The organism is Pedobacter sp. GSP4, assembly GCF_051857575.1.
Taxonomy (GTDB): domain Bacteria; phylum Bacteroidota; class Bacteroidia; order Sphingobacteriales; family Sphingobacteriaceae; genus Pedobacter.
In genome coordinates, this window is the sequence record NZ_JBPZIR010000002.1 from 390364 (window position 1) to 405836 (window position 15473).

A 15473-nucleotide genomic window follows, 5' to 3' on the forward strand; every position below is an offset into this window, starting at 1 on the left:
TTCATTAGTTATTAGTTAACTCGTTCATTAGTCGAAATTTCTACTTAAATCAGCCTAATGAATTTAACCATCGCTAAGCAAAACGTAATGCCCAATAAACAATTGACCAATGAACCATTGAACCAATAAAAAACCAAATATAATGAACCACAACACACAGCCAGAAATTGTAACAGAGGGCGATCCGGCCACAGGGAAAAAGTATTTATTGCCGTTTATATTCGTAATCAGTCTCTTTTTTCTTTGGGGAATGGCACATAATCTCGATTCGAGTTTAATACCGCACTTGCGCAAAGCCTTCAATCTGAGCAACCTGGAGTCGATGCTTATCGATACCTCTATATTCTTTGCCTATTTCATTATGGCTATCCCTGCAGGTATCATCCTTAAAAAATGGGGCTATAAAACAACCATGATTACCGGACTGCTTGTATTTGCATTCGGGGCATTTCTTTTTATACCTGCGGCAAACAACCTATCGTACCTTACTTTTTTAATTGCATTGTTCATTATTGGCTGTGGTTTAGCTACGCTAGAAACATCGGCAAACCCATATGCTGCAGTTTTGGGCGATCCGGCTAAAGCAGCAACGCGTTTAAATTTGGCTGCTTCCTTTAATGGTTTGGCAGCTGCTGTAGCTGGTTATGTGGGTTCGCATTACATATTATCCGGAAAAACCTATACCAAAGCAGAGTTAGACAATATGACGGAAGCCGTTCGATTGGTGGAGGCTTCCTCAGTTAAAACGCCTTATATTATTTTGGGCACTGTTTTGGTGTTCATTGCCATTGCTTTTTGCTTTATCAAGTTCCCAGAAATTAAAACCAAAAGTATTGATGGCGAAGCGAAAGGCAGTTTTTTAGGCGCTTTAAAGCACAAACACTTGCGCTGGGCAGTTGTGGCTCAATTTTTTTACGTAGGCGCCCAGGTTTGTGTTACCAGTTCTTTTATCCGCGCAGCACAGCAGGGTGGTGGTTTCTCCGAAAAAACAGCCGGTATCTACCTAGCCGTTTATGGCATCCTGTTTACCGTTGGCCGCTTTGCCGGAACAGCACTTTTACAATTTATCAAATCATCAAAACTCTTATCTATCTATTCGGTGGTTTGTGTTTTTCTTTGCCTTATAGCCATTACCGCTTCCGGACCAATCATGGTTTATGCATTAGGCGGTTTGGGCTTTTTCATGTCGATTATGTTTCCTACCATTTTTGCATTGGGTATTGAAGGTATTGGAGATGATACCAAGCCTGGTTCTTCCTGGTTGATTATGTCGATTATTGGTGGCTCGGTTGTACCATTAACTATGGGCGCCATTATAGATTCATATAATGATAATGTACAGATTGGTTATAGCATTCCATTGGTTTGTTTCTTGGTTATTCTATACTTCGGTATTAGGGGTTATAAAATTGCACACAAATAAATAGCCGTCATTGCGAGGAGGAACGACATGGCAATCTAAATTGGAATTTATCTTGGAGATTACTACCTACTTATTCCCCAAGAGAATCTTAAACAGATAATAAATTGAAAAATGAAAATTAGGCTTATCAACATACTGTCCATTATTTTATTGGTAAGCGTATGCTTTTCTTCAGCCATTTTCGCGCAGCAAAATGAAAATGCTAAACCCTGGGTATTTTGGTACTGGGTTAAAGGAGCCGTTTCCAAAGCGGGCATCACTGCCGATTTAGAAGCCATGAAAGCAAATGGCATTGCTGGAGCCTATTTAATGAGCATCCAAGGCCCTGATAAAAGTCCTGTGTATTCGCCTCCTGCTGTTCAGCTTAGCCCAGAGTGGTGGCAAATGGTAACCTTTGCCATGAATGAAGCAAAGCGGTTAAACCTGAAGTTGGGCATGCACGTAAGTGATGGATTTGCCTTGGCTGGTGGGCCATGGATAACACCCGAGCTTTCTATGCAAAAAGTTGTTTGGTCGAAGATAAACATCAGTAATACAAACACTAAAATAATTTTACCTCAACCAGAAAAGAAAGAAAATTACTATCGCGATATTGCCGTTTATGCCTATCCATCGCCCATTGGTGAAGGCATTTCGACCAGAAACGTTATTCCAAAAATTACCGCTAGCAATGGTGCTGATGCCACAGGTTTAATTCAGCCCGGAAATAAGAAAAACTTCGGTTCAAACGAACCCTGCTACATCCAGTACGAATTTGAAAAACCTTTTACCTGCCGTACCGTAACCATTAAAATCAGCGGAAACAATTACCAGGCACAACGCTTGGCTATTGAAGTGAGCAATGATGGTAAAACTTTCCGTGCCATTGGCCGGTTGGAACCACCGCGGCATGGTTGGCAGGATACCGACGAGGATGTTACACATTCCATTTTGCCCACCACGGCTAAATTTTTTAGGTTTATTTATGATAAAAAAGGTTCAGAACCTGGTTCAGAAGATCTGGATGCGGCCAAATGGAAACCATCATTAAAACTCGTTAACCTCGAACTTTCAGCAGAAGCACAGCTTAACCAGTTTGAGGGTAAAAACGGATCGGTTTGGCGGGTGAGCAAAAGAAGTAGCGAAATGCAGGTAGCTAAAAGTTTATGCGTGCCCTTAAATAAAATCGTGAACCTAACGGCCAAGTTAAATCCAGATGGAACCTTAAACTGGAAAGCACCAAAAGGTAACTGGACAATCTTAAGAATCGGTCATACCTCTACAGGCCATACCAATGCTACCGCCGGGGGTGGAATGGGCTTAGAATGTGATAAGTTTAATCCACAGGCCGTAAAACTTCAGTTCGATAGCTGGTATGGCGAAGCTTTAAAACACGGTGGGCCAGAAATTGCCCAAAAAGTTTTAAGCGTCTTTCATGTAGATAGCTGGGAATGCGGTAGCCAAAATTGGTCGCCGGTATTTAAAGATGAGTTTATGAAGCGCAGGGGATACGATTTAACGCCTTATTTGCCCATCATGACGGGCTTGCCGGTAGAAAATGTTACTGTATCCGAAAACTTTCTTTACGATATCCGAAAAACGATTTCAGAGCTGGTGGTAGATCAGTTTTATAAAACACTGGCAAAATTGGCCAAAACCAAAGGCGTAACGTTTACTACCGAAAGCATCGCCCCAACTATGATGAGCGATGGCCTAATGCATTATAAAACTGTTGATGTACCTATGGGCGAATTTTGGCTTAATAGTCCAACACATGATAAACCAAACGATATGCTGGATGCCATTTCGGGCGCACACATTTACGGAAAGAATATTGTTCAGGCCGAAGCTTTTACCACCGTAAGGATGGATTGGAACGAAAGCCCCGCAAATATGAAAACCTTACAGGATCGGAATTATGCGCTTGGCATTAACAAACTCAGCTACCATGTGTTTACGCACAACCCCTGGACGGATAGAAAACCCGGGATGACGTTGGATGGCGTTGGTTTGTACTTTCAGCGCGATCAAACCTGGTGGAAAGCAGGTAAAGCCTGGGTAGAATATGCAGAGCGCACTCAAAATTTATTACAACAGGGCAAACCAGTGGTTGATATTGCGGTTTTCACAGGCGAGGAATTGCCACGCCGGTCGGTTTTACCTGATCGGCTGGTTGAAACGCTGCCCGGTATTTTTGGTTCAGATGTGGTTGAATCGGAAAAAACGCGCTTAGCCAATATTGGAGAACCACTGAGGCAAATTCCAGCGGGCGTAACCCATTCGGCTAACATGGCCGATCCCGAAAATTGGGTGAACCCGTTGAGAGGTTACGCCTACGATAGTTTTAATCCTGATGTATTAAGCACAGCCACGGTCAAAAATGGAAATGTTGTCTTCGAAAGCGGAGCCACCTATAAGATCTTGGTCTTTACCGGAAAACTAAAGCTCAACCCAAATTATGAGTATATCAGTTACGCAACCGTTAAAAAACTTTTGGCGTTAATCAAGGCTGGGGCCAAAGTAATTGTTGCAGATAAACCTCTGTATCAAAATGGCTTAAAGCAGGTGAGTAAGGTTGAATTCGAACAAATTATTGAGGCGATTTGGGGCGGAAATTTCGAATCCTATAAAAATAATGGAAAGCCAGTTTATGAAAAGAAATTAGGACTAGGAAAAGTATATCAAGCACCTTTCTATGGCGACACCTTTGATGTTATCGGCGTAAAAAGAGATTTGACTGTTAAAGAGGTGGTGAATGATCGCTTAAACACTGCCTACGCACCCGGTATTGCCTACACCCACAGGATTGATGGGGACAAAGAGATTTTCTTTATTTCCAATCAGGAGAACAGAAAGAGAAAAATCAATCTTACACTTAGGGTTGAGGCTAAATCGTTGAAGGTTTACGATGCTGTTGCCGATACCTCTTATCAACCCCCAGTTATCAACAGCGGTTATGGATTGCCTGAAACAAATTTAGATCTAACTTTTTACCCCAATCAATCCCTTTTTGTGATATTAGATACACCAGGGGTATATTATTTTAGTTCCACTAATTCAAATCTTTTAAAACCCCGGAAAGAGAACATTTTTAAGGATATTGAAAACATCTCTAAAAATTGGGAAATACAGTTCGACCCTAATTACGGAGGCCCGGCTAAACCTATAATCTGTAATGATTTAACCGATTGGACGCAAAGTACCGATAGTTTGGTAAAATACTATTCAGGAACGGCTATTTATACCAAAAAATTCAATTTTAATGGAAGCGCTAAGGGCAAAATCTGGATTGACCTGGGTGCATTCTCCAGCATTGCGGAAGTGAAGATCAATGGCATCAACTGCGGTACCTTATGGACTGCACCGCACCGTTTGGAAATTTCTAAAGCCATTAAACACGGTGAAAATCAGATTGCTATCGAAGTAACCAACACCTGGGCCAACCGTTTAATTGGCGACAGTAAATTACCTGAAAATAAAAGAATTACCAAAACAACGGCACCTTTCCGTTTGGAAGGAAAGCCTTTAAATCCAGCGGGTTTATTGGGGCCGGTTACGATTCAAACTGAAGAAAAATGATAGAAAAAAAATGGTATAGCAGCTGGTTTTTAAATTACATGGCGAACCGTCGTCGGTCGATCATGGCTTCATCAGCTTTAATCTTTAGCCTTGTAGCTTTAGCTTCCGTTTCAAATGCACAGGATAAAGCTTTGGTGAATACCGCCAATTCGCCATACGCCAAACTGCACAGCATTAACATGACTGATGTAACCTGGACAAAAGGTTTTTGGGCCGATCGCTTTAAGGTGGCAACCGAAACCATGGTACCAAACATGTGGGCCATTTACAATGATGCAAAAATTAGCCATGCCTTTAAAAATTTTGAGATTGCTGCAGGATTGGATACCGGATCGCATGCGGGACCATCTTTCCACGACGGCGATTATTACAAAACCTTAGAAGCCGTTGCAAGTTTATATGCTTCGACCAAAAACCCGAAGTTGAACGAAATGATGGATAAAGCCATTGTGGTAATCGGTAAATCGCAGCGCGAAGATGGTTACATCTATACCAAAGCCATGATAGAACAGCGTAAAACAGGTTCAAAAAATCAGTTTCAGGATAGGTTAAGCTTCGAATCGTACAATATCGGGCATTTAATGACAGCTGGCTGCATCCATTACCGCGCCACAGGAAAAACCACTTTGCTCAATATTGCTAAAAAAGCAACTGACTATCTATATAATTTCTATAAATCAGCTTCGCCAACCTTGGCCCGTAACGCCATTTGCCCATCACATTACATGGGCGTTGTAGAAATGTACCGCACCACCAAAGATCCCCGTTATTTAGCGCTCGCCCAACATTTAATTGCTATTAAAGGTAAAATTGACGATGGCACGGACGATAATCAGGACCGTATCCCATTTTTGCAGCAAACCAAAGCCATGGGCCATGCCGTAAGGGCCAATTATTTGTATGCCGGTGTAGCCGATTTATATGCCGAAACAGGGAAAGATTCTTTATTGCACACACTCAATTTAATGTGGAATGATGTAAACCAGCATAAAATGTACATTACTGGCGGCTGTGGCTCGTTATACGACGGTACTTCGCCCGATGGTACTTCGTACAACCCTTTAGAGGTGCAGAAAATCCATCAGGCATTTGGCCGCGATTATCAATTACCCAATTTTACGGCACATAACGAAACTTGCGCCAATATTGGTAACGTACTTTGGAACTGGCGTATGCTGCAGATTACCGGCGATGCAAAATATGCCGATGTTATGGAACTGGCTTTGCACAACAGCGTTTTATCGGGCATTAGTTTAGATGGAAAGAACTTTTTATACACCAATCCTTTGGCGCAATCGGATGATTTGCCTTTCAAGCAGCGGTGGTCTAAAGATAGGGTGCCTTATATCGGATTATCCAATTGTTGTCCGCCCAATGTAGTACGTACTATTGCCGAGGTTAGCAATTACGCTTACAGTGTTTCGGATAAAGGCTTGTGGTTTAACCTCTATGGAGGAAATAACTTAAACACAAAACTCGCCGATGGTACTCCGGTTTCCTTAACAGAAGAAACCAATTATCCATGGAGTGGCCAGATCAAAATCAGTATTAAAGAAACAGGTGGAAAGGCTTTTTCCATTTTTTTAAGAATCCCCTCGTGGACGCATGATGCAAAAATCAGTATTAACGGAAAAGTGGAACCGCTTAACGTCCTTTCTGGCACTTATGCAGAGATAAAACGCATTTGGAAAAAAGGCGACGTGATTAGTTTAAATCTTCCGATGGAAGCCACTTTGATTGAAGCCAATCCATTGGTTGAAGAAAACAGAAATCAAATTGCCGTAAAACGTGGACCGATTGTTTATTGCCTCGAATCGACAGATTTACCCGGTAAAAGTATTTTCAACGCGTTTGTGCCCACATCAACAAAGTTTGAACCCCAGGCAATCAATATCGATGGTGCTGAAATGATGAGCTTGGTTGGCCGCGCAAAAATTGTAGAGCCCAATAACTGGAAAAATGTGCTGTACAGGCCAATAGATAATAAAAACACCGAAACAACATTAAAACTGGTACCGTACTTTGCCTGGGGAAACCGGGGCCATTCAGAAATGTTGGTATGGTTGCCGGTGAGTAGATAAGAGGCCCTATGATCGTCATGTCGGCTGAAGCAAAGCGGAATGGAGAGATCTATAATAGATTTCTCGACTACGTTGCACCCGATAGCTATCGGGTTTGCTCGAAATGACGACCACGGTAATCGCTAACAAAATAACACAACAATGAAATTAAAACTTATATATTTTCTAAGCCTTTGCTGCAGTATCGCCTCTGCCACTGTTAAACCAGCATCGGTTTTTACCGATCATATGGTGCTGCAGCAGCAAAGCAATGTAGCCATATGGGGCTGGGCCAAGCCATCAAGCAAAGTAAAAATCAATACTTCTTGGAACAAACAGAACTATTCCGTTACTTCCGATGTAAATGGAAAGTGGAAAGTAAAAGTTTCGACGCCAACAGCAGGCGGACCATTCGAGATTGAATTTAATGATGGGGATAAACTGGTTTTAACCGATATTCTAATTGGCGAAGTTTGGTTCTGTGGCGGTCAATCCAATATGGAAATGCCCATGAAAGGTTTTAAAAGTCAGCCCATAATAGGCTCTAATGAAGTGATTTTGAAATCTTCGAATAAAAACATTAGGTTGTATACCGTTCCGCGCTCATCTATAACAGAAAGGCAGGAGAACAGTAAACCATCAGTGTGGAAACTGGCGGCACCAGAAACCGTTTCAAATTTTAGTGCTACCGCTTACTATTTTGGTTCGTTGCTTCACGAAATGCTTAACGTTCCGGTTGGGATAATTAACGATAGCTATGGCGGTTCAACCATCGAAGCCTGGATGTCGCCCGATGATTTAAAGTCTTTTGCCGAAATTAAAATCCCAGCAAAAGGAGATAGTATAAAAGAGGTAAGCAGAACTCCAACTACGCTTTACAACGGAATGCTTTATCCTGTTATCAGTTATGGCATTAAAGGTGCAATCTGGTACCAGGGCGAATCGAATTATGAACTGCCCGACCGCTACGAAGATTTATTTCCAGCCATGGTTTCTTCCTGGCGCAAAAATTGGGAAAACGGCGATTTCCCTTTCTATTATGCACAAATTGCGCCATATAACTACGCGCAGCTGCCACCTTACCATCTAGGAGGCAAATTCAATTCAGCATTTTTAAGAGATGCTCAGCGCAAATCTTTGGCTAAAATTCCAAATTCCGGAATGGCTGTTTTAATGGATATCGGAGAAGAAAATTCCATCCATCCGGCCAATAAAAAGCAAGGCGGACAGCGTTTGGCTTATCTTGCATTGGCCAATACATATGGCATAAAGGGTTTTGGTGCACTTAGTCCCGCATACGAATCGGTAACGATAGAGAAAAATACGGCCACAATTAAATTCCAAAATGTTCCCAATGGTATTACATCATTCGGTAAAGCATTATCTTTATTTGAAATTGCTGGTGCTGATCGGAAATTTTATCCGGCCAAAGCAGCGATCAAAGGAAGTAGTGTTTTAGTTTCGGCCGATGAAGTAAAAACACCCGTAGCTGTGCGCTATGCTTTTAAAGATTTTGTAACCGGCGATTTATTTGGCAATGATGGCCTACCGGTTTCATCTTTCCGTACCGACAATTGGGAGCAATAACAATGATTTTAACCACAAAGAAACAAAGGCTACAAAGTATTTTAATAATGCACTTAAATGTACTTAAATGCCTTATATGGTCCATATTTTTGAATTTTAAATATCGCAGGTGGTCAAATACGTTGCACTTGAAAATTAAACAACCCTTTGTCTTTGTGTTCTTTGTGCCTTTGTGGTTCACTACAACCTTGGCCTACTCACAAGAAAAAGAAACTAATAACGTGGTATGGACAACCCAAAGTATCAATTCGGCCGAATCTATGCCTGTAGGTGGTGGCGATATTGGTTTAAACGTTTGGGTAGAAAAAGGGGAGGTTTACCTTTACCTTTCCCGCAGCGGAACTTTTGATGAGAACAATACCTTACTGAAACTAGGCCGCGTTAAACTAAAATTAAGTCCTAACCCTTTCGAGGGTACTACCTTTAAGCAAGAATTGATTTTAAAAGATGGCTATGCCAATATTTCGGGCTCAAATGGCAATTTAAACGCGCAAATAAAAGTTTGGGTAGATGTTTTCAATCCCATAATCCATTTAGAGCTCAAATCAAATCAAAAAATCATGACAACAGCCAGTTACGAGAGCTGGCGCTTTGAAGACCGGGTTATAAAAGGCAAAGAGAACAATCAGAATTCGTATAAGTGGGCACCCCAAGGCATTGTAAAAACCCTTAAAGATGAAATAGATTTTAAGCAGAATAGCATACAGTTTTTGCATCAGAACAAAGCAGAAACCGTATTCGATGTAGCAGTAAACCAGCAAGGCTTAGCGGCCAACAAAGCAGAGCTCTATAATCCGCTTAAAGACCTGATTTTTGGTGGTTCGCTACAGGGAGATGATATGATAGCCGCTGGAAATTACACTGGAACCTATTTGAGCACCCCATTTAAAGCTTGGTCATTAAAGAGCAGAAAACCCTCAACCCTTGCAAACATCACAATTGCATTAAACACCATAACGGGTTCTTTACCAGCTTGGGAACAGAATTTAGCTACTGTTAAAACTAAACTCAACAACTCGCAGCAAAACAGTATCAAGTGGTGGAACGATTTCTGGCAGAGAAGCTTTATTTACATCCATTCAAAAGATGAAACCGCAAATCAGGCTGCCAAAAACTATCAATTGTTTAGGTACATGTTGGGCTGCAATGCCTTTGGCAAATACCCAACCAAGTTTAATGGTGGTTTATTTACTTTCGATCCAGAGTTAACTGATAGCACCTTAAAATATACACCCGATTTTAGAAACTGGGGCGGTGGAACACATACTGCCCAAAACCAGCGCCTGGTGTATTGGCCAATGCTAAAAAGTGGCGATTTTGATCTGATGAAACCCCAGTTCGATTTCTATCTAAACCTACAAAAAAATGCAGAAATCAGAACAGCTGCTGCATGGGGGCATAAAGGAGCAAGTTTTACTGAACAGTTAGAGAATTTTGGCTTACCCAATCCTGCCGAGTATGGCTGGAAACGCCCTAGCGATTTTAATAAAGGAATGGAATATAATGCCTGGCTCGAGTACGAATGGGATACCGCATTGGAGTTTTGCATGATGATTTTGGAAACAGAAAGATATGCAGGTAAAAACATCGAAAAATATCTTCCGTTGATAGAGAGTACGCTCACCTTTTTTAACGAGCATTACACCTATCTGGCCAAACAGAGGGGCGCAAAAGCCTTGGATGCCGATGGTCATTTGGTTTTGTATCCAGGCTCTGGTGCCGAAACGTATAAAATGGCCTACAATTCGACTTCTACCATTGCAGCTTTAAAAACAGTGCTTACTAGGTTAATTAAGCTACCGGCACTGCCAGAAGAAAAGAAAAACCAATGGACAGCCATGCTAAAAACGATACCACCAATCAGTTTTAGAACGTTTAATGAACATGTAACCCTAGCGCCGGCCAAACTTTGGGAACGTGTTAACAATACCGAGAGTCCGCAGCTTTATCCGGTTTATCCATGGGGTATTTATGGTATTGGCAAACCCGGTTTAGATACTGCAATTAATACCTATAAATACGATACAGATGTTTTGAAGTTCCGCAGTTACGTGGGTTGGAAGCAGGATAACATTTTTGCCGCAAGGCTAGGTTTAACTGATGAGGCCGCCCAGTTAACCACTGCAAAATTAAAAGATTCAGGAAGGAGGTTTCCAGCTTTCTGGGGACCAGGTTTTGATTGGACACCAGATCACAACTGGGGAGGATCGGGCATGATTGGTTTACAGGAAATGCTGATGCAAACAGATGGAAAAAAAATTTATCTCTTTCCAGCCTGGCCAAAAGATTGGGATGTACATTTTAAACTGTATGCTCCTTATCAAACTACTGTAGAGGGAGTTTTAAAAGATGGCAAACTAACCGATTTGAAAGTGCTGCCCGAATCCAGGAGGTTAGATGTGGTTAATAAAATGACAAAATAGCTGAATAATAAGAAAATAGAATAATGCAGTTTTGAATGAAGGTTGATTTCGTTGGAAAATTAATAGATAAAATGATTAATTGATGGAATGATAGAATTTAAATAGCAATTGTGCTTAACATTCAATCATTCAAAATTCAAACCTTCAATAACCAAATAAATGATAGATAGAATGGTAGAAATTACATAGCGATTGCGCTGAACATTCACTCATTCAAAATTCAATCATTCAATAATTAAAAAAATATGGATTTAAAATTAAAAGAAAAAGTTATCGTAATCACTGGCGCCGCAAAAGGCATCGGTAGAAGCATTGCAGAAGTATTTGCGAAGGAAAATGCCATTGCCGTAATTGTTGGCAGAAGAGCAGAAGATAATCAAAAAGTTGTCGATGCAATTGTGGCTGAAGGTGGCCAGGCAGCACAGTTTGTGGCTGAATTATCCAATCCAGACGATTGCGAAGCGGTAGTTAAAAACATTGTAGCACAATTTGGTAAAATAGATGGTTTGGTAAACAACGCCGGTGTTAACGATGGCGTAGGTTTAGAAAGTGGTAACTATAAAGATTTTATGGCCTCACTGCACAAAAATGTGGTGCATTACTATTTAATGGCACATCATGCCTTGCCAGAGCTTATTAAAAGCAAAGGTGCAATTGTGAATATCACTTCAAAAACAGCAGAAACCGGACAAGGAAATACTTCGGCTTACGCTGCTGCAAACGGTGGTAGGAATGCACTAACCCGCGAATGGGCTGTAGAACTTTTAAAATACGGAATCCGCGTAAATGCTGTAGTTGTAGCCGAGTGCTGGACACCTGCTTACGAAACCTGGATTGAAACCCTTTCAGATGCCGAAGCCAAGCTAAAAGAAATTACCGCTAAAATTCCTTTAGAGAACAGAATGACTACAGCTGAAGAAATCGCAAACATGACAGCCTTTTTAATGTCGGATAAATCTAGCCATACCACTGGGCAGATTATCCATGTGGATGGTGGCTATGTACATTTAGACAGGGCATTAGCCAACGCGTAAATTTTAGTGATTGAATGATTGATGGATGGAATGGTGAGCCATTAGCCCAATAGGCAAAACCTCATCATTCCTTAATTTTACATTAATCACTCACTCATTAATTGAGTCGTTCAATAATGCACTCATCCAATCATTAATCAGTAGTTTGAAACAAGCTAACACAGTTAACCGATTAACTAATTTATACAATTAACCAACAATAAATGAAAACCCTTACCTGCACCACACCAGGAACTTTTGAATATTCGGAAACTGAAAAACCTGAACTTAAAAAAGACCATGCCATAATCAAAATAAAAAGAATCGGTATCTGCGGAACCGATTTGCATGCTTTTGAAGGTACTCAGCCATTTTTTAATTACCCCCGGGTATTGGGTCATGAACTTTCTGGCGAACTTATAGCAGTTGATGGGGCAGAAGGTTTTGAAATAGGAGAGGCAGTTACATTTATTCCATATTTCAATTGTGGCGAATGTATTGCCTGCCGGATGAACAAGCCAAATTGTTGTGTAAAAATGCAAGTTTGCGGAGTACACGTAGATGGCGGTATGCGCGAATATCTATCCGTTCCATCCCGAACGCTTTTACACGGCGAAGGATTAAGTTATGATGAACTTGCTTTGGTAGAGCCCTTAGCCATCGGTGCGCATGGTGTACGCAGAGCAGAGGTTCAGCAGGGCGAATTTGTACTGGTTATCGGTGCAGGACCCATTGGTTTGGGCACCATGGAATTTGCCCGTATTGCCGGCGCAAATGTAATTGCCCTTGATATCAATGAAGACCGTTTAGCATTCTGTAAAGAGAAACTAAAGGTTGCCCATGTGGTTAACGCACTATCACCCGATGTTGCCGATCAATTGAGCCAGATTACCAACGGAGATATGCCTACTGTGGTAATAGATGCTACCGGAAACCAAAAAGCCATAAACAACGCCATAAACTACATGGCACATGGCGCCAGATTTGTATTGATCGGACTTCAAAAAGGCGATTTAATTTTTAACCACCCCGAATTCCATAAAAGAGAATCGACGCTGATGAGCAGCAGAAATGCTACCATCGAAGATTTTGAACATGTAATCAAATCGATGAAAGCTGGCCTGGTAAATCCAACCAATTACATTACACACCAGGTTAAATTTGAAGAAGTAAAAGATGAATTTGAAAGTTGGTTAGATCCAAAAAACGGGGTTATTAAAGCGATGGTTAGAATGGAGGATTAATAAGCACATTTAATACAGCTATATTAAAAATAATTATATTTGTAATAGTTAAGATCAACAATAAGAATGTATTATGAAAATAGGTGATAAAGTTTCAATCTCTCCACAGGTAACTGATAGGAACGATTGGATTGACGGTGTGATTATAGAAATAGAAGAGAATCCTTTTGCTGGAGTTGTTATCACTGCCAAATCAGATGATGGCGAGATCTTCTTTGAAAAAGAAGATCTTTTTAGATTTTTAGGTGAGGAGACATGTACGCATTAAGTTTTGACATGACCATATCTGATCTTAAAAAAAGAATATGGAGAAAAATACCACAGTGCTTATTCGGAAATAAAAAACCATTTGAATAGTAGTGGCTTTTATTGGATTCAGGGAAGTACCTACGTAACAGAAGGTAATCTGACAGCAGTTTATCAAGCGATTAATATCCTCTCCAAAATAGAGTGGTTCAGTAAATCAGTAAGGGATATCAGAGCATTTAAAGTTGAAGATTTCTCAGATTTTACGTCCATTGTTAAGTCTTGATTTATTTACAATATACTATCCGCGATACAAACGCGGATGCAGGAGAACAGCGATTGTATCGCTGCCGAACCATAAGCATTAAAAAGCCGATAACTTAGAAAATTATCGGCTTTAATATAATTGAGAGGTTGTATCTCTTACTATTTATAAAAGACCTCGTTCCAATGCAGTTCGCTTCTGAACTGATTGATTTTGGTATCAGCACCAATATTTACATATTCCAAACCTGCAATATTTGCAAAATCAGATAAATGTTCGGTGGTTAAATTTTGGCTATAAGCAGTATGGTGTGCACCACCTGCGTAAATCCATGCTGCACAACCTGTTTTCATATCAGGCAGCGGTTTCCAAAGTACACGGGCCACTGGTAGGTTTGGCAAATCATGTTCGGCTTCAACAGCTTTTACTTCATTTACCAGCAAACGGAAACGGTTACCCATATCAATTAACGAAGCATTTAACGCATCGCCTCCAGCAACGTTAAATACCAAACGTGCCGGATCTGCTTTTCCGCCAATACCCAAAGGATGAACTTCAAGGCTAGCTTTTCCAGAAGCCAAACTTGCATCAACTTCCAGCATATGCGAACCTAAAACCATCGAATTTGCCGGATCAAAGTGGTAAGTATAATCTTCCATAAAAGCATTACCACCAGCTAAGCCAGCGCCCATTACCTTACAGGCACGAACCAAAGCTGCAGTTTTCCAATCGCCTTCGCCAGCAAAGCCATAACCATCGGCCATTAAACGTTGCGCAGCAATTCCCGGCAATTGTATCATGCCATGCAGATCTTCAAAAGTATCTGAGAAACCTTTAAAACCACCATCGGTTAAGAATTTTCTTAAACCTAACTCAATCTTAGCAGCCTCGTAAACAGAAGAATGACGGGCACCACCAGCTTTTAAATCGGCAGCCATTTCATATGTTTCTTCGTATTCTTTCAATAAAGCTTGGATCGACTCTTCACTTATGCCGTTAATTACAGCAACTAAATCACCTATACCATAAGTATTTACAGCGAAACCAAACTTCATTTCGGCTTCTACTTTATCGCCGTCGGTTACTGCTACATAACGCATGTTATCGCCAAAACGGGCAAATTTAGCACCTTGCCAATCGTGCCAGCCTGCAGCGGCCCTGCACCAGGTATCTATCTGTTTGGCCACTTCTTCGTCTTGCCAATGGCCAACAACTACTTTGCGGTCTTTGCGCATACGCGTAACCATAAAACCAAATTCACGGTCGCCATGGGCGCTCTGGTTTAGGTTCATAAAATCCATATCAATGGTATTCCATGGAATATCGCGGTTAAACTGCGTGTGTAAGTGCAATAAAGGTTTCTGCAAAACATTTAAGCCCCTAATCCACATTTTAGCAGGAGAGAAGGTGTGCATCCAGGTAATTACACCAATACAGTTCTCGTCAATATTGGCCTGTTGCAAGGTTTCGAAAATCTCTTCTGTGGTTTTCACAATTGGCTTGTACACCACCGAAACCGAAATATTTCCATTCTGGTTTAACGAATCTGCTACCTGCTGTGCATGATCTGCCACTTGTTTTAAGGTTTCTTCTCCGTACAAATGCTGCGTACCGGTGATAAACCAAACCTGTAATTTTTTTAAATCAATCATTA

Annotated in this window: 9 protein-coding genes; 8 read left to right on the plus strand and 1 reads right to left on the minus strand. The window is 41.0% G+C overall.

Translation table 11 applies throughout. The features are described 5' to 3' along the window. Positions 1 to 142 precede the first annotated feature (142 nt). The 8 genes from fucP to ACS5PU_RS05205 all read left to right on the plus strand — a co-directional run bounded on the left by fucP (position 143) and on the right by ACS5PU_RS05205 (position 13576). On the plus strand, positions 143 to 1423 hold the full coding sequence (fucP, locus tag ACS5PU_RS05170; protein WP_439458209.1) for an L-fucose:H+ symporter permease: 1281 nt from the start codon (positions 143 to 145) through the stop codon (positions 1421 to 1423). Positions 1424 to 1534: 111 nt separating this feature from the next. After that, a complete protein-coding gene (locus ACS5PU_RS05175) occupies positions 1535 to 4981 on the plus strand; it encodes a glycosyl hydrolase (protein ID WP_439458210.1) in 3447 nt (1148 codons plus the stop codon). Next, entirely contained in the window at positions 4978 to 7062 is a 2085-nt protein-coding gene (locus ACS5PU_RS05180; protein WP_439458211.1) for an aceric acid hydrolase, read from the plus strand. The genes ACS5PU_RS05175 and ACS5PU_RS05180 overlap by 4 nt, the downstream gene beginning before the upstream one ends. 141 nt (positions 7063 to 7203) lie before the next feature. Then, positions 7204 to 8628, plus strand: a complete 1425-nt coding sequence (locus ACS5PU_RS05185) for a sialate O-acetylesterase (RefSeq protein ID WP_439458212.1) — start codon at positions 7204 to 7206, stop codon at positions 8626 to 8628. 128 nt (positions 8629 to 8756) lie between these two features. Beyond that, complete coding sequence (locus tag ACS5PU_RS05190) at positions 8757 to 11051, plus strand: DUF5703 domain-containing protein (protein WP_439458213.1); 2295 nt, start codon at positions 8757 to 8759, stop codon at positions 11049 to 11051. Positions 11052 to 11296: 245 nt separating this feature from the next. After that, complete coding sequence (locus ACS5PU_RS05195; protein ID WP_439458214.1) at positions 11297 to 12085, plus strand: SDR family oxidoreductase; 789 nt, start codon at positions 11297 to 11299, stop codon at positions 12083 to 12085. A gap of 203 nt (positions 12086 to 12288) precedes the next feature. Further along, complete coding sequence (locus tag ACS5PU_RS05200) at positions 12289 to 13308, plus strand: zinc-binding alcohol dehydrogenase family protein (RefSeq protein WP_439458215.1); 1020 nt, start codon at positions 12289 to 12291, stop codon at positions 13306 to 13308. Between the two features lie 73 nt (positions 13309 to 13381). Then, positions 13382 to 13576: a hypothetical protein gene (locus ACS5PU_RS05205; RefSeq protein WP_439458216.1), complete on the plus strand. Its 195-nt coding sequence runs from the start codon at positions 13382 to 13384 to the stop codon at positions 13574 to 13576. A gap of 404 nt (positions 13577 to 13980) precedes the next feature. Here ACS5PU_RS05205 and araA read toward each other — a convergent pair whose 3' ends face one another. After that, on the minus strand, positions 13981 to 15471 hold the full coding sequence (gene araA, locus ACS5PU_RS05210) for an L-arabinose isomerase (RefSeq protein ID WP_439458217.1): 1491 nt from the start codon (positions 15469 to 15471) through the stop codon (positions 13981 to 13983). Positions 15472 to 15473: the final 2 nt, after the last annotated feature.

What these genes read in the sequence shown, in the direction of transcription:
- fucP (WP_439458209.1), top strand. Translation starts at nt 143, where the DNA reads ATGAACCACAACACACAGCCAGAAATTGTAACAGAGGGCGATCCGGCC.
- ACS5PU_RS05175 (WP_439458210.1), top strand. Translation starts at nt 1,535, where the DNA reads ATGAAAATTAGGCTTATCAACATACTGTCCATTATTTTATTGGTAAGC.
- ACS5PU_RS05180 (WP_439458211.1), top strand. Translation starts at nt 4,978, where the DNA reads ATGATAGAAAAAAAATGGTATAGCAGCTGGTTTTTAAATTACATGGCG.
- ACS5PU_RS05185 (WP_439458212.1), top strand. Translation starts at nt 7,204, where the DNA reads ATGAAATTAAAACTTATATATTTTCTAAGCCTTTGCTGCAGTATCGCC.
- ACS5PU_RS05195 (WP_439458214.1), top strand. Translation starts at nt 11,297, where the DNA reads ATGGATTTAAAATTAAAAGAAAAAGTTATCGTAATCACTGGCGCCGCA.
- ACS5PU_RS05200 (WP_439458215.1), top strand. Translation starts at nt 12,289, where the DNA reads ATGAAAACCCTTACCTGCACCACACCAGGAACTTTTGAATATTCGGAA.
- ACS5PU_RS05205 (WP_439458216.1), top strand. Translation starts at nt 13,382, where the DNA reads ATGAAAATAGGTGATAAAGTTTCAATCTCTCCACAGGTAACTGATAGG.
- araA (WP_439458217.1), bottom strand. Translation starts at nt 15,471, where the DNA reads ATGATTGATTTAAAAAAATTACAGGTTTGGTTTATCACCGGTACGCAG.